Below are 22,816 nucleotides of genomic sequence, written 5' to 3' on the forward strand. Positions count from 1 at the left end.
GCGTACGGGGCACGGGGCCGGCCCTGACTTCGGTCGAAGGGCCGGGGAGAGACGGGACGGTGCGAACGCCCCGCTCAGGAGGTGCGACAGAGCATGGCGGCGACGCGGCACAGGTCTACTGCCCGCCGCTTCGTGAGATCCGCCTGTCGCTTCATGGGTCCGATCGTAGGGAGGTACGGCCGGAGATGTCACCGTCGTGTCGCATGATGAGACACGATCATCCGTGATGTGAGACACGGAGGAGTGAACGGGTCGGCGGTCCCGTGCGGGGCTCCCCCGAGCCTGCCCCGCATCTGCGGACCGGACGCGGGCGTCTCACTATCCGGATCCCGGGTGTGCTTCAGGGGCGCGGGAGGAGATGGGAGGGGGCGGGAGGGGGACGGGAGGGGCTCCGGCGGGGAGCCCGGGGCGGTCGGTCAGCCCGTCAGGGAGACGTCCGAGCCGGTCACCGAGATCTCCAGGCCCTTCTCGGTCACCTTGACCTCCCGGAGCTCCAGGCCCTTCGGCAGCCCGTCGATGTCGCCCTGGAAGTCGGTCTTCTCGCGGACCAGCCGCTCGACGCCGGGAAGTCCCTCGCCCGGCACCTTGTCCGCGCGCACCTTGATCGTGTGGCCGTCGACGCGGGTCACGGTGGACAGCACGCTGCGCGAGATCGGCCGACCGAGGAGCTCGACGGTGCCGGTGACCTTCGCCTTGCCGTTGCCGCCGTACTCCACGACGACGCCGTCGCTGGCCGCCGCCGTCAGGTCCGCGTAGCTGACGAGCGCGGTGCCGGTGGCGCGGGCGGCCGTCGCGCTCCGGTAGCCGGAGCCGAGCTTCACGTCGTGCAGTTCGGCCCGGACCTCGCTGACCCGTATCGCGCGGCCGGCGGCGCTGGTCTCCATGCCGGTGAGGTCGACGTCGACCCGGTCGAGCCGCGACGCGGCGAGCTGGGTGAGGAAGGGGAAACCCCTGATCGAGATCTCCGTCGTGGCGGGCCCGCCCCCGCTGATCGTGACCCGGTCCTCGGCCTCGGACTCGGCGAAGTAGACGGCCGCACGGTCGACGGCGAGGAAGAGGCCGCCGAGCACCACCACCAGGACCAGCAGTATTCGCAGTGCGCGCATGTGTCGTTCCCCCACCTGAGCCGATCGGTCCCCCTGGCGCCCGTGAGCCTACTGCCGCAGGAGAGGGACGCCCTGGATGATCGACGACCGACGGCCCCCGATCGGTTCCCGGGGGCCGGTCGGCGACCGTCACCGTGCGGTGGCCGTGCGGCGGTCGGCGACGGTGGCCGTGCGGCGGTCAGAGGATGGCGCGGCCGACCAGGTAGACGGCCGGGGCCGCCACGGTCAGCGGTAGCGCCACTCCGGCGGTCATGTGCACGAACCGGGACGGGTAGTCGTAGCTCGCCACCCGCAGCCCGATGAGCGCGCACCCGCCGACCGCGAGACCGAGCAGCACGCCCTTCGCCCCCATGTCGGTCGTATTGCCGAACGTGAGGCCCGCACCCGCGCCCGCGAGCAGGGCCACCCCGAGGGAGGCGATGCCGGGCAGCGGAAGGGCACGGACGAGCGTGGCCGCCGCGACGGCAGCCCCGCCGACCGTCACCGCGTCCGGGGCCGCCGCGAGAAATCCGCCCGCGAGCACCGCGAGCGAGGCCGAGACGACCGTGGCCATCAGGCCGTACATCCGCTCGTCGGCCCCCGCGTGGCTGCGGAGCTGGAGGACCACGGTGAGCAGCACCCAGACGCCCAGGGTGCCCAGCAGCGCGGCGGGGCCGTGCTCCCGGCCCGCGGCGAGCAGCACGACGTCGGCGACCAGCCCCCCGGCGAAGGCGAGCGCGATGCCCTGGCGGGCGGGCCACATGCCGTTGAGCCGGAACCATCCGGCGGCCGTCACCGCCTGGAGGAGCACCACCGGGACGAGCAGCGCGTACGGCCCGATCGCCGCGCCCCCCGCGAGCAGCAGGCCGAGCACGGCGGTGAGCGCGGCGGGCTGCATCCCCGGCGCGATGATCGGCGAGCGCCCTTCCGCGCGGGCCCGCTGGGCGTCGGTGATCCGGGCGTTGCCCAGCGTCGTGGGCGCGCTGTAGCCCGTGTCGCCGGCCTCCGGCCGCACGGTCATGGGCGCGGGGGCGGTCCCGGGTGCCGCGGGGGCCACGGGCGCGGCCGGGACCTCGGGCGGCAGCGGGAAGGAGCCCGAGGCCCCCTGGGGCGGAAGATAGGCGGTGTCGGCCGCCGAAGCCGCTGAGGGCCGGTACGGCTGCTGCGGCTGTCCCTGCGCCTGCCCCTGCACCTGTTGCTGCGGTTCACGAAACTGCGGCTGCTGCTGGTGCTGCTGGTGCTGCTGGTGCTGCGGATCCTGGTACTGCTGCTCGTACGGAGGGTGCGGCTCCGGCGTCGCGTACGGACCCGGCTGCTGCTGTCCGTACGGATCGGGCTGTGCCGTCGCGTACGCATCGGGCTGCCGCTGTCCGTACGGATCGGGCTGCGGCGTCGCGTACGGACCCGGCTGCTGCTGCTGCCCGTAACCCTGCCCCGGCCCCTGCCCCTGTCCCTGCCCCAGATCCCCCGCCCGGTGCTGTTCCCCGCCCGGGCGGATCGTCGGCTGGTACTGCGTGTCCCAGGTCGGCGCCTGCCACGTCTGCGTCCCGCCCTGGTCGAAGGCGGCCTGGTCCTGGGGAGTGGCGGACTGCCCGGCCGTCCCGTCCGGCCAGTGCGGCGGCGCCGGGTGCTGCTGCCGCTCGGGGTCGTACGGATACGGGTACTGCTGATCGCTGCTGCTCATGGTCTGCGGTTCACCCTCCTGCGAACGGCGGGAGCACCTCGACCGTGCCGCCCTCGGCAAGGCGTACGGTCTCATGCCCACGGGCCCCGACGGGGTTCCCGTCGATGAGGAACGAGCACCGCCGGAGCACCTGGCTCAGCTCGCCGGGGTGCCTTGTACGCGCCGCGTCGAGCGCCTCGGCGAGGGTCTCCGCCGCGTACGGTTCCTCCGCGGTGCCCGCCGCGGCCTTGGCCGCGGCCCAGTAGCGGATCGTCCCCGCTGCCATGGCGCCACTCCTTCGGGTCGGTTCGTCGGACGCCTCGTGCGTCAGCTCTCCATGATGGGTCACGCGCGGGGTGCGGCCGTCGCCCAGTCGGCGATCCGGGCGAGCAGGGCGTCGTCCGCCGCGTTCTCGGCGTGGCCCATCCCCCGCTCCAGCCACAGCTCCGCGCCACCGGGCCCGGCCGCCTCGGCCAGCATCCTCGGGTGGTCCAGCGGGAAGTAGGGGTCCCGGTCGCCGTGCACGAGCAGCAGCGGGGCCGGGGCGATCAGCGGGACCGCGGCGACCGGGGAGAGCGGGACGGGGTCCCAGTCTGCGGTCGCGATGCGGGTACGGAATCCGTAGCGCCCGACGAGGCGGCCCGAGGGGGCGGGTGACCACCCAGTGCAGCCGGCGCATCGGGGCCGTCCCCCGGTAGTACCAGCGAGCGGGAGCGCTGACGGAGACCACCGCGTCCGCGTGCGCCCCCGCACTCCCCGTGCGCCCAGCGCGCGCCGGTACACGAACGGGTGCCTCTCCCGCCACGGATTCCGCCGTGTGGAGCGCACCGTGCCGGAGCACCACCGAGCCGCCCATCGAGAACCCGACCGTCACCACCCGGGAGTGCCCCAGCTCCCGCGCCCAGGCCACCGCGGCGGCCAGGTCCAGCACCTCGCGGTCGCCCACCGTGGAGCGCCCGCCGGACCGCCCGTGGCCCCGGAACGAGAACGTGACCACGGCCGCACGCCGGGCGAAGACCCCTGCCGCGCGCCGCACGGCGGGACGGTCGACCGAGCCGGTGAACCCGTGCGCGACGACGATCGCGAGGGTCGCCGCCGGCCGCTCGAACGCTTCGTCCCCCGGCGTCCCGGCACCCGCCGTACACGGTTCGTACACCGCCTCGACCGGTACGCCGTCATCCGTCAGCAACGTGGCGAATCGTGGGGGTCGCGTGAGCAAGGGAACAGAGGAACCCGGGAATCGACCCTCGGACACGGAACTCATGTGGGCTATTCTGCTGCGAAGAGGATCCGGGCAAAGCAGCCCCCGGGTCCTTTTGTGCTTTACCCGCGTTGTTACCACGACGTTTCCACAAGCTCAGCGGTCCCAGGGCGCGGGACCGCACCGTGAAACCCGCATGACGCGGACCGCACGACCGCATGACCGCATGACCGCATGACCGCATGACGTACGAAGCAGTGCCGCATACTCCCCCGGGCCCGACCCGGGAGTGCCCCTCTCGCAGGGAACGAGGAGGACCGACGTAATGGGCGAGCGAACCGTGCAACATGATCGACCGAACCAGGCAGGTGGCCGGCGATGAGTTCACTGCTGCTTCTGACGAACGCACTCCAGCCGTCGACGGAGGTGCTCCCCGCCCTCGGGCTCCTGCTCCACAGCGTGCGGGTGGCCCCCGCCGAGGGGCCGGCCCTCGTGGACACCCCGGGCGCCGACACGATCCTCGTCGACGGGCGGCGCGACCTTCCGCAGGTCCGCTCGCTCTGTCAGCTGCTGCGGTCCACGGGGCCCGGCTGTCCGCTGATCCTCGTCGTCACCGAGGGCGGTCTCGCGGCCGTCACCGCCGACTGGGGCGTCGACGACGTCCTGCTGGACACGGCGGGACCGGCCGAGGTCGAGGCCCGGCTGCGGCTGGCCATGGGCCGCCGGCAGATCACCTCCGACGACTCCCCGATGGAGATCCGCAACGGCGATCTCTCCGTCGACGAGGCGACGTACAGCGCGAAGCTCAAGGGCCGGGTCCTGGACCTGACGTTCAAGGAATTCGAACTGCTGAAATACCTCGCCCAGCACCCGGGCCGGGTGTTCACCCGCGCCCAGCTCCTCCAGGAGGTCTGGGGCTACGACTACTTCGGCGGTACGCGGACGGTCGACGTCCACGTACGGCGACTGCGCGCCAAGCTCGGCCCAGAGCACGAGTCGCTGATCGGCACCGTGCGCAACGTCGGCTACCGCTTCGTCACGCCGGAGAAGGTCGAGCGCGCGGCGGAGGAGGCGAAGGACCGGGCCGCCGCCCAGCAGAGGGCGGCCGGCCCCGTCGCCCGTTCGGAGCAGTCCTCTTCGGCCACGGTGCCGGAAGAAGCCCCGGTGGAGGCTGCCAAGAGGTAGGGGGTGTCCGGTGGGTCAGGGCCGGATAGGGCGCGGCGTCTGGTGCGGTGCATCGCAAGGCGCCGGAGCGTCCTCATCGCGGAGCGATTCGGACGTTTCGGCAACGCCGCGAGGTGCCGTGCCAGGCGTCGTGACCCCGGTCCTGATTCACCGGACACCCCCTGGGTCCATCCGCGTAGACTGCGGCGCGTGGCCAAGGTGACGCGGGACGATGTGGCGAGACTGGCGGGGACGTCGACCGCGGTCGTCAGCTACGTCATCAACAACGGACCCCGGCCGGTCGCCCCGGCCACGCGCGAGCGGGTGCTCGCCGCGATCAAGCAGTTGGGCTACCGGCCCGACCGGGTCGCCCAGGCCATGGCCTCGCGCCGCACGGACCTCATAGGAATGATCGTGCCGGACGCCCGGCAGCCGTTCTTCGCGGAGATGGCGCACGCGGTCGAACAGGCCGCCGCCGAGCGCGGGAAGATGGTGCTCGTCGGCAACTCCGACTACCGCGACGAGCGCGAGGTCCACTATCTGCGGGCCTTCCTCGGTATGCGCGTCTCCGGGCTGATCCTCGTCAGCCAGGGCCCCAGCGAGCGCGCCGCCGCCGAGATCGAGGCCTGGGACGCCCGGGTCGTCCTGCTGCACGAGCGCCCCGAGGCGATCGACGACGTCGCCGTCGTCACCGACGACGTGGGCGGCGCGCAGCTCGCCACCCGGCATCTGCTGGAGCACGGCAACGCGTACGTGGCCTGTCTCGGCGGTACGGAGGAGACCCCGGTGGTCGGCGACCCGGTCGCCGACCACGTCGAGGGCTGGCGGCGGGCGATGCACGAGTCGGGCCGCTCCACGGAGGGCCGGCTCTTCCAGGCCCCGTACAACCGCTACGACGCCTACCAGGTGGCCCTCGGGCTGCTGGCGGGCCCGGACAGGCCCCCGGCGATCTTCTGCGCCACGGACGACCAGGCCTTCGGCGTGCTGCGGGCCGCCCGTGAGCTGCGCATCGACGTGCCGGGCGAGCTGGCGGTGGCGGGCTTCGACGACGTGAAGGAAGCCGGCCTCACCGATCCGCCGCTGACCACGGTCCACTCCGACCGCCCGGCGATGGCGCGGGCGGCGGTGGACCTGGTGCTGGACGACTCGCTGCGGGTCTCGGGGTCGCGGCGCGAGCGGCTGAAGCAGTTCCCCTCCGCGCTGGTGGTCCGGCGCTCGTGCGGCTGCGGGGAGCCCACGTCCCCGGCCTGACCCGGCCGGCCTTTACAGCGGGCATACGCGGTTCTTCCGGGCTTCTCAGGACGTACTCAGGCCCTTCTCATCTTCGCTGACCAGCCTGGTGCACATGACGGAGAACCTTCGCCCGAGCGGCGCGCACCCGACGGACCAGGACCCGACCCCGTACGCCTCCCCGTACGCGTACGACGGCACGGCGCACACCGGCACGGCGTACGACGGCACCACGTACGCCGGTACGGCCAATGGCTACCCGCCGCCGCCCCCGTACGCCCCCAGCGCCCCCACCACCAGCCGCCGGGCGAAGCGGCCGGTCGCGCTGCTGGCGGCGGTGGCCCTCGCGGCGGGCGTGGTCGGCGGCGGCACCGCGACCCTCGTCGGCCAGCTGAACGGCGGGGGGGCCGGGGCCACCGGCTCGGGCGGCGCGGTCAACGGCACCACCGTCTCGCAGTCCAGCAAGGGCACCGTCTCGGGCGTGGCGGAGGCGGTCTCACCCGCGATCGTGGAGATCGGCGCGGCCTCGTCGGCGGGCAAATCCACCGGGTCGGGCGTGGTGATCACCGAGGACGGCGAGATCGTCACCAACAACCACGTCATCTCGGGCGCGCGGCAGATCCAGGTCACCCTCTCCACCGGCAGGACCTACACGGCCGACGTCGTGGGCACCGACCCCGCCAAGGACCTCGCGCTCATCAAGCTCCGGGGCGCGAGCGGCCTGAAGACGGCGACGCTCGGCGACTCCTCGCAGGTCAAGGTCGGCGACCAGGTCGTGGCGATCGGCTCGCCCGAGGGCCTGACCGGCACCGTCACCAGCGGCATCGTCTCCGCGCTCGACCGGGACGTCACCGTCGCCAAGGACGACTCCGGCAGCTCGGGACAGGATCAGGGACAGGGCCAGGGCCGGCAGGGCGGCGGCTCCGGGCAGTGGCCGTTCGAGTTCGGGGGACAGCAGTTCAACGGCGACACGGGCGAGGAGACGACCACGTACAAGGCGCTACAGACCGACGCGTCGCTCAACCCCGGCAACTCCGGCGGTGCGCTGATCAACATGGACGGCGAGATCATCGGCATCAACTCCGCGATGTACGCGCCGAGTTCCTCGGCGGCGGGCAGCGGTTCCGCGGCGGGCAGCGTCGGCCTCGGCTTCGCGATCCCGGTGGACACCCTCAAGGCCGACCTGGACACCCTGCGCGCGGGCGACGGCTCCTGATCCCGCACAGCACCCCGGCCGTGCAAGGCTGAGGCACCCCCGCAGGGCGGGACGGACCAGGTCGACACGAGAAGAGGACGAGACAGCGATGAGCCCCGCCGAAGACGATCCCCAGCGCATCCTGATCGTCGACGACGAGCCGGCCGTGCGCGAGGCGCTCCAGCGCAGCCTCGCCTTCGAGGGATACGGGACACAGGTCGCGGTCGACGGGTACGACGCCCTGGCGATGGCCGAGTCCTACGCCCCCGACCTCATCGTCCTGGACATCCAGATGCCCCGGATGGACGGTCTCACCGCCGCCCGCCGCATCCGGGCCACCGGCTCCACCACGCCCATCCTCATGCTCACCGCCCGCGACACCGTCGGGGACCGGGTCACCGGCCTCGACGCGGGCGCGGACGACTACCTGGTCAAGCCGTTCGAGCTGGACGAGCTGTTCGCCCGCATCCGGGCCCTGCTGCGCCGCAGCTCCTACGCCTCGGCGGCGGGCGCGGACGCCCCCGACGACGACGTCCTCTCCTTCGCCGACCTGCGGATGGACCTGGCGACCCGCGAGGTCACCCGGGGCGAGCGGCGGGTCGAGCTGACCCGTACCGAGTTCACGCTGCTGGAGATGTTCCTGTCCCACCCGCGCCAGGTGCTGACCCGGGAACAGATCCTCAAGTCCGTCTGGGGCTTCGACTTCGAGCCGAGCTCCAACTCCCTGGACGTGTACGTGATGTATCTGCGCCGCAAGACGGAGGCGGGCGGCGAGCCGCGCCTCGTCCACACCGTGCGCGGGGTGGGGTACGCGCTGCGCACGGGCGGGAGCGGGGAGGCGTGAGCGGTCCGGCGCCCGCAGCGGGTGGGCGGGAGCGGGGAGGCGTGAGCGCCCCCGCGCACGGGCGGGAGCGGGCCGGCGTGAGCCCGGTGCGCCGGTTCCGGGCGCTGCCGCTGCGCTCCCGGCTCGCGATGCTGGTCGCGACGGCGGTCGCGGTGGCGGTCGCCGCGGTGGCCGCCGCCTGCTGGCTGACCACCCGGGACCGGCTGACCGAGCAGCTCGACACGACGCTGTCCCAGGTCAAGCCCAACGAGAACGCGATCAGGCTGCTGACGGCGTCCTGCACCAGCGGACTGCCCGGTGACCTCCAGGTCGTGACCGGCCCGTACACGATCCAGCTGGTGCCGGCCGTGGGTGCGAAGCCGTGCACGGTGCCGGGCAGGTCCGCCATCCCGATCGACGCCACGGACCGGGCCGTCGCCGCCGGACTGCGCGAGGACGCGACGCACACCACGAAGGCCGAGGACGGTGCCAAGATGCGCGTCCACACCTCGCCCGCCGGTCCGGACCGGCCGGGCCTCGCGGTCTCCGTGGCCGTCCCCATGGCACAGGTCACCGATCCGCTGAACCAGCTGGCCTGGGTGCTGCTCGCCGTCTCCGGCATCGGTGTCGTCGGGGCGGGCGCGGCCGGGCTGTGGATCGCGCGCGCCGGGCTCCGGCCGGTCGACGAGCTGACCGAGGCCGTCGAGCACGTGGCCCGCACCGAGGACCTGACCGTACGCATCCCGGTGGACGGCGAGGACGAGATCGCCCGGCTCTCCAGCTCGTTCAACTCGATGACGGCCCAGCTCGCCTCCTCCCGCGACCGCCAGGCGCAGCTGATCGCGGACGCCGGCCACGAGCTGCGCACCCCGCTGACCTCGCTCCGGACGAACGTGGAGCTGCTGGCCCGCAGCGACGAGACGGGCCGGATGATCCCGCCGGAGGACCGCAAGGCGCTGATGGCCTCGGTGAAGGCCCAGATGACGGAGTTGGCCGCGCTGATCGGCGACCTCCAGGAACTGGCCCGCCCCGACGCGGCCGAGCCCGGCCCGCTCCAGGTGGTGGCCCTGCACGAGACCACCCGCACCGCCCTGCGCCGCGCCCGCCTGCGCGGCCCGGAGCTGACGATCACGGAGGACCTGGCCCCCTGGTACGTACGCGCGGAGCCGGCCGCCCTGGAACGGGCGATCGTCAACGTCCTGGACAACGCGGTGAAGTTCAGCCCGCCGGGCGGCACGGTCGACGTACGCCTGCACCGGGGCGAGCTGACCGTCCGGGACCGGGGCCCCGGCATCCCCGCCGAGGATCTCCCGCACGTCTTCGAACGCTTCTGGCGCTCCCCGACCGCCCGTCAGCTCCCCGGCTCGGGCCTGGGCCTGTCCATCGTGGCCCGTACGGTGCACCAGGCGGGCGGCTCGATCGCCCTGCGCCCGGCCCCGGACCCCGGCCCCGGCACGGTGGCGGCGCTCACGCTGCCGGGGGCGCCGACGCCGCCGCCGGGGATGTGAGGCCGGGGCAGGGGCTGTGAGGCCCGGGCAGGGGCTCAAAGACGGCGGCGGTACTCGGCTGCGAACTGGGGAGCTCCGCCGACGCTGATCCGATCGAGCAGACCATGCAGATCACGGGGCTCACGCCGGTAGCTCTTCACCTGCGTGTGAAGGACGATGCCGACCTCGACCGGAGCAAGGTCGAACATGTCGAGCAGGAATTCGTCGGGGTGCAGCACCTCGATGCCGTACGGCTCGGATGCCGCAGCGGGAAAGTCCTTCAGGTTCAGCGTGACGACGGCGTGGGCGTGCCCACCGATCGCCGCCGCCAGGACATGCCGGTCCTTGGGGTCGTTCGTCATGGCGGGTATGAGCGCCGTGTATCCGGAGACCAGGCTCTCCGGAAACGCTCCCGCCATGGCGTCGACGAGCCCTTTGGCTGCCTGATCCCCGATCCGCTCAGCGACGTTCCTGGTCAGCTCGTCCAGGATATCGACCGACCAGAGCGGTTCGTAGAGCTCGGCCTCCGCGAGCCGGAGCAGAGTGTCCCTGAGGTAGTTCGGATACAGGACACAGGTATCCAGGACGACGCGCTGCACATCGCTCCAGTCAGCTTGGCGGAATCAGGCGGTCAGCCACCGTAGAGATCGGACTCCTCAGTCAGTCTGGCCAGCTCGTCCAGACCCCGGCGACGCTGTGTGCGGCGCTTCTCCTTGTAGTCGAGGACATCGGCCAGGAGGACCCTGCGGTGTCGTCCCGGCCGGTTGAATGGCAGGCCTCCCTCGTCCAAAATCTTGACGAAGGTCGGTCTGCTGACTCCGAGCAGATTGGCGGCCTCTTGCGTGGTCAGCGTGGTGTTCACGGGCGCCACGGTCACCGCCTTGCCCTCCGCCAGGGCGTGCACGACGACCATGAGCGCCTCGTAGACCTCTGGAGGCAGGCTGTGCGTAGCGCCGTCGGGGCCCCGGAGCAGAGCGGGCTCGGCAGCAGCCGGCGTCCGGTCGAGGAAGGCCAGGAGTTCGGCGACTTCCTCGCGGTGCTCGGGCAGAAGCGTGCGGTCCTCCGCGGTGCTGTGCATAGCTCGGTCTCCTTTGAGAGTGAACCCAGCATCGCATAATTCGAAAGAAACGCAAGGCGACTCCGAGGCGCCCGTGCCGCGAGCCCACCCCGTCGCTCACCCCGTCGGGTTGTGCCGGATCAGCGACTCGACCAGGCCGGACCGCTGGTTCGGGTAGTCCAGCGGGACGATGCCGAGCCCTGTCCATCCGGCGGTCTCCGCGCGCTCCAGGAAGGAGTGCACCTGCGGGTTGAGCCGGTCGGCGTTCCAGCGGGGCGGCATCAGGGCGGCGGTGGACACGTAGTTCATGAAGAACTTGCCCGGCTGCTGGGCCGCCCTGCGGAACTGGGCCTCGATCTTGGGGTACTTGGCGAACGGCTCCGCCATGTAGTCGTCCTGGATGTCGAAGAGGGCCTGGTCCCCGTACCGCACCCCGGGCAGCCCTCCGTTGTCCGCGAGGAGCACCACCTTGCCCCGGGCCCCGCCGAGGTCGGGCAGGGTGGCGTCGAGGTGGAGCAGCGACCGCCAGCCGCGTACGTCCAGGTAGTCGTCGAAGACCGCCCGGAACGCCGCGTCGCTCGCGGACGAGTGCTCCTGCTTGACCCGCATCAGCACGGTCTCGGTCGGCCGCGTGGCGAGGAAGTCCCGGCAGGCGACGAGGACATCCCCGAACATCATGTTCTGGAACGAGGCCCCGTGGTGGATCGCGAACGAGCCGTCGATGAGCCGGCACCGTATGTCGAGGAAGCGGATGCCGCTGGTCAACTGCTGGGCGATCGTCGTGTTCTGGCACTCCGACCAGGGACCGCCGAACCGGGCCCCCGAGTCGTGCGTGCCCGGGATCGTGAGCCGCCGGAGCGCGGTGCCGTCGGACAGGGCGGCCATCCAGTCATGCGTCCCCCGGACCGCCCGGCCGGCCTCCCGCGTGGCGGCGACGGCGGGCGCCGCGCCGACGATCGCGGTGGCGGAGACGGCGAGGGCGCCGGCCAGGAAGCTCCTGCGGGAGGGCCGGGACGGGGGACCGGGCGTGCGCGTGGGGCTGGGGCTGGACATGGGCGGGTGCCTCCAAGGGCCGTGGGGGGTGGAGGGGGTGGTGTCTGGCCTCCCGAGCCCTTGGATTCTGACGGGCACACGTCATCGCCGGAAGAGGGCGGGCCCCCGTCCCCCTGCGGAGGTGGACCGGACCCCCTCCTCTTCCGGCGATGCCCCCGGCCGTGCTCGCCGGTTCAGCCCGCGTGCTGGTACGAGGGGTAGGTGACGTACCCCGTGTCACCCCCCTGGAAGTACGTCGCCTCGTCCTCCGGGGCGATCGGCAGCCCGGCGCGCATCCGCTCGACCAGGTCCGGGTTGGCGATGAAGGCCCGGCCGAAGCTGATGAGATCGGCGCCAAGACCGAGCCAGCGGTCCGCGTCCGAACGCCCGGCACGCTCGGGCCCCATCGGCAGCACCGGGTTCATGATCAGCGTGCCGGGCCACGCCCGGCGCAGGGCGACCAGCACCTCCTCGTCGACCGTCGCCTCCAGGTGCACGTAGGCCGGCTCCAGACGGGCCAGCTCCGCCAGCAGTACGGCGTAGAGCTCGGGTACGTCCCGCTCCTCGACGCCCCAGAACGCCCCGCCCGGCGAGAGCCGGATGCCGGTCCTGGCCGCGCCCACGGCGTCGACGGTCGCCGCCATCGCGTCGACGGCGAACCGCACCCGGTTGGCGAGCGAACCACCGTAGCGGTCGGTGCGGAGGTTGGCGTTCGAGGAGAGGAACTGGGAGATCAAGTAGCCGTTGGCGCCGTGGAGTTCCACGCCGTCGAACCCGGCGTCGACGGCCCGGCGGGCAGCCGACGCGTAGGACTCGGCGTGCTCGGGCACCTCGGCCGTCTCCAGGGCGCGCGGCACCGGCACGGGCTGCGGGCCCGTCGGGGTGAACACCTCGCCGACCGCAGCGACGGCGGAGGGCCCGACCGGCCGCAGCCCGTTGGTGTCCGGGTGCGAGACCCGGCCGCCGTGCATGATCTGGGCGAAGATCCGGCCGCCGTTGGCGTGCACCGCGGCGGTCACCGGCCGCCACGAGGCGACCTGCTCGTCGGTGTGGAGTCCCGGCGTACCGGGGTTGGACTGCCCGACCAGGCTCGGCTGCACCCCTTCGCTCACGATGAGCCCGGCGGACGCCCGCTGCGCGTAGTACGTGGCCATCGACGGTGTCGCCAGCCCTCCGGCGGCCGCCCGGACGCGGCTCATCGGCGCCATCACCACCCGGTTGGGCAGCCGCAGGTCACCGAGGCGGTAGCTGTCGAAAAGGCTCTGGTTCATGGCGCGAATCTCCTGGCTCCATCAGCTCCGAAGCACCCGTGAACCGGGTACGGCGCTACGCTAAAACCTGACATCAATGTGAGGGGCAAGCCCGTACGGCGATCCTCTCGGCGGGGAGCGGAGGGGCCACACCATGCGCATCGGAGAACTCGCGGCCGTCACTGGGGCCAGCGTCCGGTCCCTGCGCTACTACGAGGAGCAGCGGCTCCTGACGAGCAGCCGCAGCCCGAGCGGTCAGCGGCACTACACGCAGGCCGAGATCGAGCGGGTCCACTTCATCCAGCGGCTCTACGCCGCCGGCCTGTCCAGCCGCACCATCATGGAGCTGCTGCCCTGCGTCGACGCCCCCAGCGAGGAGACCTCCGACGCGGCGATGGAGCGCATGGAACAGGAACGGGAGCGGCTCTCCGCGCACATCGACGACCTCCGCTCCACCCGGGACGCCCTGGATGTCCTGATGGCCGTGAACCGGACCCACCGCAGCACGCTGCGCCCGGGGGCGGGAAGTGTCCGCGACAAAGACACAGCAGGTCGCCTTCCTTAACGGAAAACAGCGGAAGAATATATTCAGCGCGACCGTCTCCAGAATTTCCGAGCCGCCCTGAAAACCTTTACCGGAGATCTCGAACTGGCCTTAGTCTGAGGCCACTTCGGGACCTCCGGCGCGCGATCGAGCGACGCCCGGACCCCTTTCTCTCCACCCTCCGCGCATTCCGGATTCCGGAATGCGCGGCAATGAAAAGCGAGGAAGACCTGTGCGACGCATGACCTCCGCCCTCCTTTCCCTGAGCGCCCTGCTGACCGCCTCCGTCCTGGCGGCCCCGGCGGCCGGAGCCACCCCGCACGACGACCGTCCGGCCGACAGCACCACGCGCGAGGTCTCCGCAGGTGGCGCCCCCGCAGGCTGGGAGAAGGTGAACGGCGACGACCTGGCACACATCGCCGAGTCGACCGACAGACAGCAGTCCCTGTCCGCCTCCGGCAGAAGCGCCGCCGCCCCGGCCGACGACTCCGGCCCCATGGCCATCAAGTCGATGCGCAACGGTAAGTTCGCGGTCACCGAGGTGAATTACGCCGCGCCCAACACCGGTGCGGTGCGAGCCCGTTCCACCCATGTCTTCGGCGCCTGGGAGAGCTTCGCGTTCGAGTGGGACGAGGCCAGCGAGACCATCGCTCTCAAGTCCCTCGCGAACAACCGCTACGTGGCGGTCGAAAAGAACTTCACCGGCCAGGCGCAGAACGTGCTGCGGGCCCGTTCGACGACCGCCGGCGGCTGGGAGCGGTTCGTTCTCTACTACAACGAGGACCTGAACCTCTACGCGCTCCGGTCCACCCTGAACAACCTCTTCGTCGCGATGGAGAACAGCTACACGGGTTCGCTCCAGTACACGCTGCGCGCCCGCTCCGCCGACGTCACCGGCTCCTGGGAGCAGTTCGACCTGTACAACATCGTCGGCTGACACCGCCCGCCCGCGACCCGGCCTCCCGCGACCCGGCTTCCCTCAGCACCCGGACGGAGGCCGGGTCGCGGCGCGCGCCCGCACCGCACCGCGAGGGAACGGACCTCCCTCATCGCCCTCAGGCGGTAGCCGTGAACGCGGAGACCCCCGGCCCGCTCAGCTCCTCGACCGCCTGCCGCCGGCCCGACACCGCCAGGAGCAGGGACAGCGCGGGACCCGTCACCTCCGGCCCCTCCCCGATCGACAGGTCGGCGTCGGTCGCCGTCAGCCGTACGGACGCCACCGCCTCCTTCGCCCCGCCGAAGGCCGCCGGCGTACGCGTCTGAAGGCGCAGCGCGCGGACCACGGCCTCCTGCGGATAGGAGCGGACCAGGCCCACCGCACGGCGGATGTCCTCGCCGTGGACGACCTCCTCGACCAGCCGGGTGTCGAGCGGGGCCGGAGGAGTCGTCGTCCGCGACACCACCCGCCGCAGCCGCGCCAGCGTCTCCTGCGGCGACGCCCCGCGTTCGCGCTCCACGCCGCGCGCGTTCTGACGGTCGAAGTCGAACCGCGCCCGTACGAGGCCCGCCACGAAGCCGATCCGCGTCGTACGGGCGGTGTCCACCAGGTGCGCGGCCACATCGTGCACCGTCCATCCCTCGCAGAGCGACGGCGCGTCCCACTGCCCGGCGTCCAGCCGCGCGAGGTCGTCGGCCAGCGCGGCGCGCTCGGCGTGCACCATCCGCCAGATCCCGCGCTTCGTGTCGCTCTCCACGGCTGCCTCCACTCGAACCGGTGACCACATTTCCCGTAGGAGACCGGGGGCGCCACCGGAACTCATCGCATCCCGGACCACCGGAAATGGATCAAGAAAGGTGATCTTGTCCAACTGTGTCATGACTTCGTAACAGCGCACGGACAGCACAACTCCACCGCGTCACGGTCTATCCAACAGGACGTGACCCACGCCACTTCGAGGAGTGGGGATCCGGGCGCCGGACCAGGCGTCCCGCCATGACCGTTCGAGAAACCGGGGAACGACATGACCAACATCCGACGCGCGTCAGCCATCGGCGCCGCCGTCACCGCCACCGCCTGCGCCGCGATCGCCCTCGCCCCGGCCGCCGTGGCGGCGGAGCCGACGGCCCAGCGGGCCACCGCCGCACCCAAGGCCGCCGCGGCCGCGAAGTACAACGGCGCCTGCGGCGGGGGCTACTCCGTGGTGAACTCGGCGCAGATCGGCACCAAGGGCACCGTTTTCCTCACCTACAGCTCCGCCACCGGCAAGAACTGTGTGGTGACCGTCCGCACCACGCCCGGAAAGGCCGTGCACATGACGGCCTCGCTCGGGTTCGCCTCGCCCACAACGACCGTCTCGGACACGGGCTACTACACGACGTACGCGGGCCCGGTCTATCTCGACGCACGCGGCCTGTGCGTGACGTGGCGCGGCGAGATCTCCGGTGAGGTCGCCGGCAAGAACGGCACCAACTGCGGTTCCCTGGCCGCGAACCGGGGCTGATCCCGCACCGAACGGATTCGGCCCGGTGGGTGGTGTGCGCACACCACCCACCGGGCCGATCCCGTTCGCCATCCGGTCGGCCCTAGCGTGGCGCCCCGCACAGGCAGCATCCCGGGGGCAGGACGGGCAGCAGGTGCCGGGCCGCCACGGAGAACGCGAGGTACGGGCGTACGGTCCACTCCGTCCACCGATCGCCGTGTCCGAGCGAGAACCCGCATGTCCGCCCCCGATGCAGGGCGGCGATCGCGCGCACGCGGCCACCCTCGTCGATCCGCTCCCGGGCCTCGCGACGCGCGTCGGGAGCCAGATTCGCCACGAGAGCCCGCGCCTCCGCCTGGAACAGCCGGATCGCCTCGGTCGCGGTGGGCACGGAGTACCGGACGAAGGTGTCGGGGGCGCTGCCGCGTAACAAGGGGTACGTGGAGCGTTCGCACCAGTAGGCGTGCAGGGCGGAGCTTTCGAGCCGCGTCGGGTCGGGGTCGGGGTCGCACATGGCAAGGGCCTCCTGACGTGACACCAGGAACACCCCCCGCCCACGGCCGGCGTGACGAGCTGCGGGGAGGGGGCGCACTGGTTCGCGACTCCCCTAACAGGCGCAGACAGAAGGGGAGTTGGCCGCCACGTGACGGGGCGGCACATCTGGAAGCTAGCGCGTGATGCACATGCGTATCAAGTGTTTGACGTCTAACGAGTGATTCTGGCTAGATAAACAAGTGATACGAACGAGAGAGCGGCCCCCGTCTGCGCCGATGGGGACCGCTCACTACCGGATCAGGGCTGCTCAGGCCAGGTCGTCGAACTCACCCTCCTTCGCACCGCCCAGGAACGCCCGAAGCTTGGTGCGCGTCGTACGGACGATCACGTCCGGGTTGTCGCTCTCACGCAGCAGGATCTCGCCGCCGTGCTCGGCGAGCTCCAGGCAGTTGTTGCCCTCGGCCCCCGACGACTTCGAAGACTTGCGCCACTGAATATCCACGTACCTCACGCCTTCACACTTGTTGCGCGACCTCACGAATGAAGTCTCTCGACTTCCGCGGGTCGAGGGACAGCTCCTCGACCCGGTCCATCGCCGCCCGATAGTTCCTCAGACGCGTCTCGGCGTCCAGGAACGCGGGCCCGGTTGCCGTGTCCGTCTGCACGGTATCCAGCTGCGGAACAGGACCGTAGACATAATGCGTCGAGCTTCCCGTCTCCGGAAAACCACCGGCGGCGAAGGGAACGACCCGGATGGTCACGTTGTCCCGCTCCGATTCGCGCAGCAGGTGCTCCAACTGACCGCGCGCGACGCCCGAGTCGCCGTACGTCATCCGTAGCGCCGCCTCATGAATGAGGAACGTGCAGGCCGGCGGGTTCTCCCGGTCGAGAACATCTCGGCGCTTGAGCCGATGGGAGAGCAGCCGTCGCCTGCGGGCCGGGGGCAGCTCCGGCACCGCCTGCGCGAAGACGGCGCGCGCATAGTCCTCGTTCTGGAGCAGTCCCGGCATGTACATAATCAGCACCGCCCGAATGCCGACGGCATGGTGCTCAAGCTCCGCCAGGTCGAGCGTTCCGCTGGTCAGGTCGGAGCGATACTCCTCCCACCAGCCCCGCCCCCGCTCATCGGCCATCGCGGCGAGCGCATCCACGTAGGCCTCGTCAGGACACGCATAGCCACCGGCCCAGGCACGCACCCGTTCGCCGCTCACACCGAAGCGCCCGGACTCCGTGTTGCTGATGGCGGTGCGATCCGTACTGAGCAGGGCGGCGGCCTCGGCCAGGGCCAGGCCCGCGTGCTGCCGCATCTTGCGCAGCTCCGCACCCACGCGACACTGCCGCGCCGTGGGCGCCTTCCTCGGTGGCATCGACGATCTCCTCTGGTCGGCTCCCAGTGTGGCTGGCACGCCCACGGTAATCCATTCGGTCCCTTAATTTTCCAGAGCCGTAGCACAAGTGAGACTTACCGCTATGGTCGTCCTCACGCCGCGCTTCACCACGGGTCGTCCCGAAGTGCAGCCGCTTCGCCGCGCGTTGACACGTGCGGCGATGCGGCCATCGCCACGGGCCGGGCGCAGCGCACCCGTTCACCGAACCGGACCGCATGGGGAGACCGACATGACCGCCGCAACGACAACTCCCGTACAGCCAAACCGGATCGGAGGCGAGTTCTATCGGCTCACCCTCCCGAACACCGCGAGCGCTCCACGCCTCGCGCGGGACTTCGTCACCTCGCTGCTGGAGGTCAGCCGACACCTCGGGCTGGTCGACGACGCCCGGATCTGCGTCACCGAGCTGGTCACCAACGCCCACCGTCACACCGGTACACCGCTGATCCGGGTCCACGCGACCGTCAACAGGAAGAGGGTCACCGTCACCGTCACGGATGAGGGCAGCCCGCTCACCGGCGCGCTCGGCGCGCCGGGAGCAGGCCCGGAGGCGGAGGGCGGGCGGGGGCTCGTCCTGGTGGAGAGCCTGGCGCTGGCCTGGGGGACGCGCGGCGGCGATCGCCGGCACCCGGGGCGCAAGGCCGTCTGGTTCACGCTCGGGCAGCCGGCGCCGACCCCGTGAACGTCACTCCGTGGGGCTTCGCGGTGTCGGCCGTCGTTCTCGGCGTGCTCGCCGCCGGGATCGCCCTCGCTCCGGGGCCCACCGCCAGGGAAACGCCGCCGATGGGCTCCGACCCGTCCGGCCGGCGGCACTACGAAGAAGCCGCGGAACACGCCCCGGGGAGGACCGGCGGGGCTCCACGATGCTGATGCGGGTCGCCGAGGCGTCTGACAGGTGTCCACCAGGGCGGCATCCACGGCCCGCGCCGCTGCCGTACAGGTAGGTGTCAGGGGAGGAGAAGCGCACGGGTCGCGCCGCTGACAGCCGACGATTCCCGAGGTCTTGGCGTGCCGTGCTACCACCACGGCCGCGACTGACTCGGTGCCGCAGCTGTGCGTCTGCTGGTCCTGTCGCATTACCGTCGTGGGCCTACTTGCTCGTCCGAAAGGAACAGCCCTGCCACGACAGCCAGTTGCGCATCACCGACACCCTGGCACGACTCGAAGCTCTCCCGAACCCCGGCTGGCCAACACGTTCCACACCCGCGAGACGCAGCATTCCACCAGAGCCGTGGAGACCGGCGCTCACCCGACGGGACGGCCGGGCTATCACCTGACCGAACGCCGAACCGTCTTACCGCAGAAGACGGCAGACCGTCACGAAAGATCGAGGCTACGGACGCGCCGGTAACGAGGCCGATTGGAACAGCATGCAGACAGGGCGAAAAGGAGACAGCTTTGGCAGAAACCTTTCTGCAATGACAACGCCACAGGTCGACGGTGATCGGGTTTACGGATTTCCCGACGCCCTAAAGAGGTGAATTGCATAGATTCCCCGCAGCCAGACTACCCACTATTGCGAACTTTGTCCGATTGGACACCAAGGGGCAACATTGACCATATTTAGAATTAATCAAGGCGTTTGGTGACACCCCTAGCCGGGACGCACTGTAACGATGTAGTTTCACTGCGCAAAGCAAAGTGATGGTTTCGTGACGACAAAGGGGAAAGCGTGAAGAAGATGGCGGCGGTTGTGGCAATGGGTAGTGTTCTCGCGCTTGGCGTGGGGGCATCGCCGGCAGTTGCCGCAGGGAACTGCGGACACACCACATCGTGCACATCACTCAGCAGCGGACGGCTGAGCATATTCCTTTCGTCAGCTACCGTCATTGAAAACCGAATGAACGTGGTTGTCTCGTACGAGAAGGATTCAGGAGCCTCGATTAACGCCAGGTTCGGCTACTCCTACTCCGGATCCAACCATTGGGCAGGCTACTTCAACCAGTCGGCCAACACCACGAAGCGTACGACGTGGAAAAACGCATACGTGACCAGCACCTGCCGGTCCGCGGTCGGCATGATGCAGGTGACCGGCCAGCAGACCTTCCAGACTCCGCCAGTTACCAGCTGCTGACGCATCACCATCTGCGGGCCGCTCCTTTAAAGGTGCGGCCCGCAGGCCGGTCCTATTCTCTCTTCTCTTCTATGCTTCGCCGAGGCCCCCGTGATCAGCGCAATTTTCCGAGAGAACCCGTGGCTGGTTCCTACATTCCTTATATTCGGTCTTTTTCTGAGCTGCTTCATGCTTTATGTTGCTCGGAGGCGAGGCTTGTCGCAGCCTATGGCAGTGCTTCTCGGGTGGGCTGTTGCAGGAGAACTCGTTGCCACACTGTATCCGATTCATACCTCCGCAGGCGCATCAGGAACTTGCTGGGTCAACCGTGACCCGTTCACTCCGCTGTTGACTCAGCAGGGCTTGATGAACATTGCGATGTACATTCCGCTCGCCTTCTTCGCCGTCGCCCTGTTCCGCCGACCTGCCCTGATGGCCGCAAGTTGCACTGTGCTCTCGGCGACCACTGAACTTACCCAAGCAGTCACTTCGCATATAGGCCGCTCCTGCACATCTGAAGACCTCGTGGCCAACAGCCTGGGAGCCGTAATCGGGGCGGCTGCAGCCGCCCTTATGCACACGAGAAGACAATCTGATGGCGCGCAGCGCTTGAGAGTCTTCAGCAAGCAGGATCTCTCTCGGGCAGCCGGCACTCTCCTGGGGGGTGCCGTAGTAGTGCTGAGCATCGGGTCTGTAGCAGTCACTACAGTCCTCACCGAGGTATCAGAATTGACGCAAGCCAGTTCTGCGCAGCAGGAGAAAGCCAGAAAGATGGTTAATAAAATCTATGGGAAAGGAGCCGAGATCTCCAGCATTCAGCATATGAAGGGAGAAGGGGGTCAGGCGGATCAAACCCTTGTCACTCTGAAGGATGGGTTCTTGAACTTCACAGAATCCGAAAGTTTTGTCACTGGATCCACTCTCGCAAAGTCACTACCAGGCGTAGAGAACCAGCAGCTGAAATCAGATGATAATGCGATTCAACAGGCTGAATCGTTCGTTCGCAGTAGGTTCCCCTGGGCTCTCGCCGGGAGCCAGCCGATGGTGGACCCGACGGTGCCAGGCACTGGACAAAAAACAGTTGGGTGGCGGACGCGAGTAGACGGTGTCCTCATGCCTATGAGAATGGACGTCGTAGTTGAACCGAACGGACGAATTTCTGCCTTCACAGGCCGAAATGAACCTGGTCCAGCAGCCCCTCCTGCTCATGCCTTGACAGCTGCACAGGCTAGAAAAGTCGCCACGGGCAAAGTGCCAGCCGGAAAATTTGACAGCTCGGAAATACTTGTACAAAAGAACGAAGACGGAAACTGGGAGACACGCTGGGCAGTCAATTTCAGGCTCCCTCCCGTAGAGTCCACTGCAGAAGAAGTTCCCGCTGGTCAGCAGGTGGCGTCAGTAATGATTCACGCAAATACCGGGAAGATCATAGACGTCAATTACGGAGAACTTCCCAACTGAACGATTACGATGCAGAATTGCTGTGGCTGAAAGCCTGCGAAGTACTCGGGAAGAGTTTCACGGGTAAGCGGACCATAAGTTGACAGTGTTATGCCGAACGCCGATGGCCCGTTTTGGTGACATTCCCCAGACCTCATCGCCCGTTCGACGTCGCCGTTCACGACGTGAGCACGGGCAGCCCGCACCCGTGCCGTAGACCTGAGCCGCGACGGTCCAGCGCAGTTCAGAAGGCGTGGGCTGCCGTCCCATTGTCGCTGCGGGGGCCCTTGCGGATCGTGTACTCGGGGACAGGCTTGGTGTACACGCCATAGGGGTCTTCCGGGCCCCTTTTATGGGTGACTGGGCGGATACTGAAGCTCAGACTATGAATCCTGTCGGGAGTGGTGTTGTTCAGCTCGGCGAGGCGAGCGCGGATGTGGGGCTCGGCCTCGGCATGTGCCTCGGAAAGGGTTCCGTGCAGGGCATAGGTGCCCTCATCGGCGTAGTAGGGGATGCGCGAATGGTCACGTCCATCTACGCGATACCTCGCGGCCCAGGTGCAGCCGAGGAGTTTGGGACCGAGAGGGTAGCGATCGGAGCCGTCGCAGGCTCCGAGGGGGGCGACCTCGTGGTGTACGACCGTGCCGTCTTCCGTAAGTACGCGCTCCTGGTGACAACCTCGGCGTCTGCCCGTCTGCTTCTCGGTGGTCATGGCGCCTCCTGGTAACTACTGGCTCCTGCTTCGGACGTCGTCACTCGCTCATGATTCCCTTCACGGTGCATCCCGGTCGAGCAGTTCAGCGAAGGTGCTGTGCAACGGGCTGTTCCAGCAGAGCTCGTGCTGAGTACGCGTAGCGCATCGCTGTCTTCTCGTCGAGGCTGAACACCTCGGCCAGGCGGAGTGGGTCGGGTACGTGGATCAGGGCCTCTTCGAGTTGCCGGTCGACGCAGAGTCGTTCCAGGCCGGCTTCGACGCCCATGGCTACGCGGATATGAGGGAAGCCGTTGGCGTGTGATGACTCGGCCGTGGATCGTGAATGACGGCTTGTGGGCGCTGATCGATCCGCTGCCGCCGCCCTGGCCGGAGCCGTCGCCAGGCCCGAAGCCGGTGAATGATCGGCGGTGTCTGCGGGGGCACCCTGTTCGTCCCGCACCAGGACATCGCTTGGCGGCGTCTGGTGCGGTGTCAGCGTACTGATGTCTTCGACCGGCTGCATCGCTTGTTACTCGCCGAGTTGCACGCGGCTGACGAGCTCGGCTGGGCGTGCGCCTGCGTCGATGGCTCCCAT

Annotated in this window: 25 protein-coding genes and 1 pseudogene; 11 read left to right on the forward strand and 15 right to left on the reverse strand. The window is 69.7% G+C overall.

Features of this window, described 5'->3' with window-relative positions; translation table 11 throughout:
• Nucleotides 1-74: 74 nt before the first annotated feature.
• From D581_RS1000000142230 to D581_RS1000000138695, 5 genes and pseudogenes are all read right to left on the reverse strand, one after another.
• Entirely contained in the window at nt 75-155 is an 81-nt protein-coding gene (locus D581_RS1000000142230; protein WP_350240574.1) for a putative leader peptide, read from the reverse strand.
• 261 nt (nt 156-416) lie between these two features.
• Nucleotides 417-1,106 (reverse strand): LmeA family phospholipid-binding protein, encoded by a 690-nt coding sequence (locus tag D581_RS0124620; protein WP_018959852.1) that lies wholly within the window; start codon nt 1,104-1,106, stop codon nt 417-419.
• 178 nt (nt 1,107-1,284) lie between these two features.
• Nucleotides 1,285-2,769 carry a hypothetical protein gene (locus D581_RS0124625; RefSeq protein WP_018959853.1) on the reverse strand — a complete coding sequence of 495 codons (1,485 nt, stop codon included), beginning with the start codon at nt 2,767-2,769 and terminating at the stop codon, nt 1,285-1,287.
• Between the two features lie 10 nt (nt 2,770-2,779).
• Nucleotides 2,780-3,034, reverse strand: coding sequence for a MoaD/ThiS family protein (locus D581_RS0124630; RefSeq protein ID WP_018959854.1), 255 nt, complete (start codon nt 3,032-3,034; stop codon nt 2,780-2,782).
• 59 nt (nt 3,035-3,093) lie between these two features.
• Nucleotides 3,094-4,012, reverse strand: a pseudogene (locus D581_RS1000000138695) (alpha/beta hydrolase).
• 315 nt (nt 4,013-4,327) lie between these two features.
• On the opposite strand from D581_RS1000000138695, the gene D581_RS0124640 reads away from it, so the two are divergent.
• The 5 genes from D581_RS0124640 (at nt 4,328) to D581_RS0124660 (ending at nt 9,869) form a co-directional block, all read left to right on the forward strand.
• Nucleotides 4,328-5,134, forward strand: coding sequence for a response regulator transcription factor (locus D581_RS0124640; protein WP_018959856.1), 807 nt, complete (start codon nt 4,328-4,330; stop codon nt 5,132-5,134).
• A 189-nt stretch (nt 5,135-5,323) separates the two neighbouring features.
• On the forward strand, nt 5,324-6,364 hold the full coding sequence (locus D581_RS0124645) for a LacI family DNA-binding transcriptional regulator (protein WP_018959857.1): 1,041 nt from the start codon (nt 5,324-5,326) through the stop codon (nt 6,362-6,364).
• 94 nt (nt 6,365-6,458) lie between these two features.
• Nucleotides 6,459-7,559 (forward strand): trypsin-like peptidase domain-containing protein, encoded by a 1,101-nt coding sequence (locus D581_RS0124650; RefSeq protein ID WP_018959858.1) that lies wholly within the window; start codon nt 6,459-6,461, stop codon nt 7,557-7,559.
• A gap of 88 nt (nt 7,560-7,647) precedes the next feature.
• Nucleotides 7,648-8,382, forward strand: a complete 735-nt coding sequence (locus tag D581_RS0124655; protein WP_018959859.1) for a response regulator transcription factor — start codon at nt 7,648-7,650, stop codon at nt 8,380-8,382.
• A 128-nt stretch (nt 8,383-8,510) separates the two neighbouring features.
• Complete coding sequence (locus D581_RS0124660; RefSeq protein ID WP_486585880.1) at nt 8,511-9,869, forward strand: HAMP domain-containing sensor histidine kinase; 1,359 nt, start codon at nt 8,511-8,513, stop codon at nt 9,867-9,869.
• Between the two features lie 35 nt (nt 9,870-9,904).
• On the opposite strand, the gene D581_RS0124665 is transcribed toward D581_RS0124660, so the two are convergent.
• From D581_RS0124665 to D581_RS0124680, 4 genes are all read right to left on the reverse strand, one after another.
• On the reverse strand, nt 9,905-10,447 hold the full coding sequence (locus D581_RS0124665; protein ID WP_018959861.1) for a PIN domain-containing protein: 543 nt from the start codon (nt 10,445-10,447) through the stop codon (nt 9,905-9,907).
• 32 nt (nt 10,448-10,479) lie between these two features.
• On the reverse strand, nt 10,480-10,926 hold the full coding sequence (locus D581_RS0124670) for a helix-turn-helix domain-containing protein (RefSeq protein ID WP_018959862.1): 447 nt from the start codon (nt 10,924-10,926) through the stop codon (nt 10,480-10,482).
• A gap of 96 nt (nt 10,927-11,022) precedes the next feature.
• A complete protein-coding gene (locus tag D581_RS0124675; protein ID WP_018959863.1) occupies nt 11,023-11,958 on the reverse strand; it encodes a phosphatidylinositol-specific phospholipase C domain-containing protein in 936 nt (311 codons plus the stop codon).
• Nucleotides 11,959-12,131: 173 nt separating this feature from the next.
• The gene (locus tag D581_RS0124680; RefSeq protein WP_018959864.1) at nt 12,132-13,208 is read right to left on the reverse strand and encodes an alkene reductase; all 1,077 of its coding nucleotides are present in this window, start codon (nt 13,206-13,208) and stop codon (nt 12,132-12,134) included.
• Between the two features lie 133 nt (nt 13,209-13,341).
• On the opposite strand from D581_RS0124680, the gene D581_RS01000000137670 reads away from it, so the two are divergent.
• Together D581_RS01000000137670 and D581_RS0124690 are read left to right on the forward strand one after the other, a co-directional pair.
• Nucleotides 13,342-13,752 carry a MerR family transcriptional regulator gene (locus tag D581_RS01000000137670; RefSeq protein ID WP_018959865.1) on the forward strand — a complete coding sequence of 137 codons (411 nt, stop codon included), beginning with the start codon at nt 13,342-13,344 and terminating at the stop codon, nt 13,750-13,752.
• Nucleotides 13,753-13,972: 220 nt separating this feature from the next.
• Complete coding sequence (locus D581_RS0124690) at nt 13,973-14,668, forward strand: hypothetical protein (protein WP_018959866.1); 696 nt, start codon at nt 13,973-13,975, stop codon at nt 14,666-14,668.
• Between the two features lie 118 nt (nt 14,669-14,786).
• On the opposite strand, the gene D581_RS0124695 is transcribed toward D581_RS0124690, so the two are convergent.
• Nucleotides 14,787-15,425 (reverse strand): maleylpyruvate isomerase family mycothiol-dependent enzyme, encoded by a 639-nt coding sequence (locus D581_RS0124695; RefSeq protein ID WP_018959867.1) that lies wholly within the window; start codon nt 15,423-15,425, stop codon nt 14,787-14,789.
• A 267-nt stretch (nt 15,426-15,692) separates the two neighbouring features.
• Between D581_RS0124695 and D581_RS0124700 the strand changes: the two genes are divergently transcribed.
• Nucleotides 15,693-16,172 carry a hypothetical protein gene (locus D581_RS0124700; RefSeq protein WP_018959868.1) on the forward strand — a complete coding sequence of 160 codons (480 nt, stop codon included), beginning with the start codon at nt 15,693-15,695 and terminating at the stop codon, nt 16,170-16,172.
• 82 nt (nt 16,173-16,254) lie between these two features.
• Here D581_RS0124700 and D581_RS0124705 read toward each other — a convergent pair whose 3' ends face one another.
• The 3 genes from D581_RS0124705 to D581_RS0124715 all read right to left on the reverse strand — a co-directional run bounded on the left by D581_RS0124705 (nt 16,255) and on the right by D581_RS0124715 (nt 18,013).
• Nucleotides 16,255-16,665 (reverse strand): hypothetical protein, encoded by a 411-nt coding sequence (locus tag D581_RS0124705; protein WP_018959869.1) that lies wholly within the window; start codon nt 16,663-16,665, stop codon nt 16,255-16,257.
• Nucleotides 16,666-16,953: 288 nt separating this feature from the next.
• Nucleotides 16,954-17,148: a DUF397 domain-containing protein gene (locus D581_RS0124710; RefSeq protein ID WP_018959870.1), complete on the reverse strand. Its 195-nt coding sequence runs from the start codon at nt 17,146-17,148 to the stop codon at nt 16,954-16,956.
• 13 nt (nt 17,149-17,161) lie between these two features.
• Nucleotides 17,162-18,013 carry a Scr1 family TA system antitoxin-like transcriptional regulator gene (locus tag D581_RS0124715; protein WP_026290873.1) on the reverse strand — a complete coding sequence of 284 codons (852 nt, stop codon included), beginning with the start codon at nt 18,011-18,013 and terminating at the stop codon, nt 17,162-17,164.
• Between the two features lie 250 nt (nt 18,014-18,263).
• Between D581_RS0124715 and D581_RS0124720 the strand changes: the two genes are divergently transcribed.
• From D581_RS0124720 to D581_RS1000000140015, 3 genes are all read left to right on the forward strand, one after another.
• On the forward strand, nt 18,264-18,716 hold the full coding sequence (locus D581_RS0124720; protein ID WP_018959872.1) for an ATP-binding protein: 453 nt from the start codon (nt 18,264-18,266) through the stop codon (nt 18,714-18,716).
• A gap of 990 nt (nt 18,717-19,706) precedes the next feature.
• On the forward strand, nt 19,707-20,108 hold the full coding sequence (locus D581_RS1000000141365) for a hypothetical protein (protein ID WP_158688630.1): 402 nt from the start codon (nt 19,707-19,709) through the stop codon (nt 20,106-20,108).
• Between the two features lie 207 nt (nt 20,109-20,315).
• Complete coding sequence (locus tag D581_RS1000000140015) at nt 20,316-21,548, forward strand: VanZ family protein (RefSeq protein ID WP_158688631.1); 1,233 nt, start codon at nt 20,316-20,318, stop codon at nt 21,546-21,548.
• A 223-nt stretch (nt 21,549-21,771) separates the two neighbouring features.
• On the opposite strand, the gene D581_RS1000000140020 is transcribed toward D581_RS1000000140015, so the two are convergent.
• Together D581_RS1000000140020 and D581_RS1000000140895 are read right to left on the reverse strand one after the other, a co-directional pair.
• Nucleotides 21,772-22,239 carry a hypothetical protein gene (locus D581_RS1000000140020; RefSeq protein WP_078625916.1) on the reverse strand — a complete coding sequence of 156 codons (468 nt, stop codon included), beginning with the start codon at nt 22,237-22,239 and terminating at the stop codon, nt 21,772-21,774.
• Between the two features lie 85 nt (nt 22,240-22,324).
• The gene (locus D581_RS1000000140895; RefSeq protein WP_199787830.1) at nt 22,325-22,507 is read right to left on the reverse strand and encodes a hypothetical protein; all 183 of its coding nucleotides are present in this window, start codon (nt 22,505-22,507) and stop codon (nt 22,325-22,327) included.
• Nucleotides 22,508-22,816: the final 309 nt, after the last annotated feature.

The sequence above is a fragment of the Streptomyces sp. CNB091 genome (assembly GCF_000377965.1).

Bases quoted from the DNA above. Each gene is read 5' to 3' on its own strand.
- D581_RS1000000142230 (WP_350240574.1), bottom strand. From the start codon at position 155: ATGAAGCGACAGGCGGATCTCACGAAGCGGCGGGCAGTAGACCTGTGC.
- D581_RS0124620 (WP_018959852.1), bottom strand. From the start codon at position 1,106: ATGCGCGCACTGCGAATACTGCTGGTCCTGGTGGTGGTGCTCGGCGGC.
- D581_RS0124625 (WP_018959853.1), bottom strand. From the start codon at position 2,769: ATGAGCAGCAGCGATCAGCAGTACCCGTATCCGTACGACCCCGAGCGG.
- D581_RS0124630 (WP_018959854.1), bottom strand. From the start codon at position 3,034: ATGGCAGCGGGGACGATCCGCTACTGGGCCGCGGCCAAGGCCGCGGCG.
- D581_RS0124640 (WP_018959856.1), top strand. From the start codon at position 4,328: ATGAGTTCACTGCTGCTTCTGACGAACGCACTCCAGCCGTCGACGGAG.
- D581_RS0124650 (WP_018959858.1), top strand. From the start codon at position 6,459: ATGACGGAGAACCTTCGCCCGAGCGGCGCGCACCCGACGGACCAGGAC.
- D581_RS0124655 (WP_018959859.1), top strand. From the start codon at position 7,648: ATGAGCCCCGCCGAAGACGATCCCCAGCGCATCCTGATCGTCGACGAC.
- D581_RS0124660 (WP_486585880.1), top strand. From the start codon at position 8,511: ATGCTGGTCGCGACGGCGGTCGCGGTGGCGGTCGCCGCGGTGGCCGCC.
- D581_RS0124670 (WP_018959862.1), bottom strand. From the start codon at position 10,926: ATGCACAGCACCGCGGAGGACCGCACGCTTCTGCCCGAGCACCGCGAG.
- D581_RS0124675 (WP_018959863.1), bottom strand. From the start codon at position 11,958: ATGTCCAGCCCCAGCCCCACGCGCACGCCCGGTCCCCCGTCCCGGCCC.
- D581_RS0124680 (WP_018959864.1), bottom strand. From the start codon at position 13,208: ATGAACCAGAGCCTTTTCGACAGCTACCGCCTCGGTGACCTGCGGCTG.
- D581_RS01000000137670 (WP_018959865.1), top strand. From the start codon at position 13,342: ATGCGCATCGGAGAACTCGCGGCCGTCACTGGGGCCAGCGTCCGGTCC.
- D581_RS0124690 (WP_018959866.1), top strand. From the start codon at position 13,973: ATGACCTCCGCCCTCCTTTCCCTGAGCGCCCTGCTGACCGCCTCCGTC.
- D581_RS0124700 (WP_018959868.1), top strand. From the start codon at position 15,693: ATGACCAACATCCGACGCGCGTCAGCCATCGGCGCCGCCGTCACCGCC.
- D581_RS0124705 (WP_018959869.1), bottom strand. From the start codon at position 16,665: ATGTGCGACCCCGACCCCGACCCGACGCGGCTCGAAAGCTCCGCCCTG.
- D581_RS0124715 (WP_026290873.1), bottom strand. From the start codon at position 18,013: ATGCCACCGAGGAAGGCGCCCACGGCGCGGCAGTGTCGCGTGGGTGCG.
- D581_RS0124720 (WP_018959872.1), top strand. From the start codon at position 18,264: ATGACCGCCGCAACGACAACTCCCGTACAGCCAAACCGGATCGGAGGC.
- D581_RS1000000140015 (WP_158688631.1), top strand. From the start codon at position 20,316: ATGGCAGTGCTTCTCGGGTGGGCTGTTGCAGGAGAACTCGTTGCCACA.
- D581_RS1000000140020 (WP_078625916.1), bottom strand. From the start codon at position 22,239: ATGACCACCGAGAAGCAGACGGGCAGACGCCGAGGTTGTCACCAGGAG.
- D581_RS1000000140895 (WP_199787830.1), bottom strand. From the start codon at position 22,507: ATGGGCGTCGAAGCCGGCCTGGAACGACTCTGCGTCGACCGGCAACTC.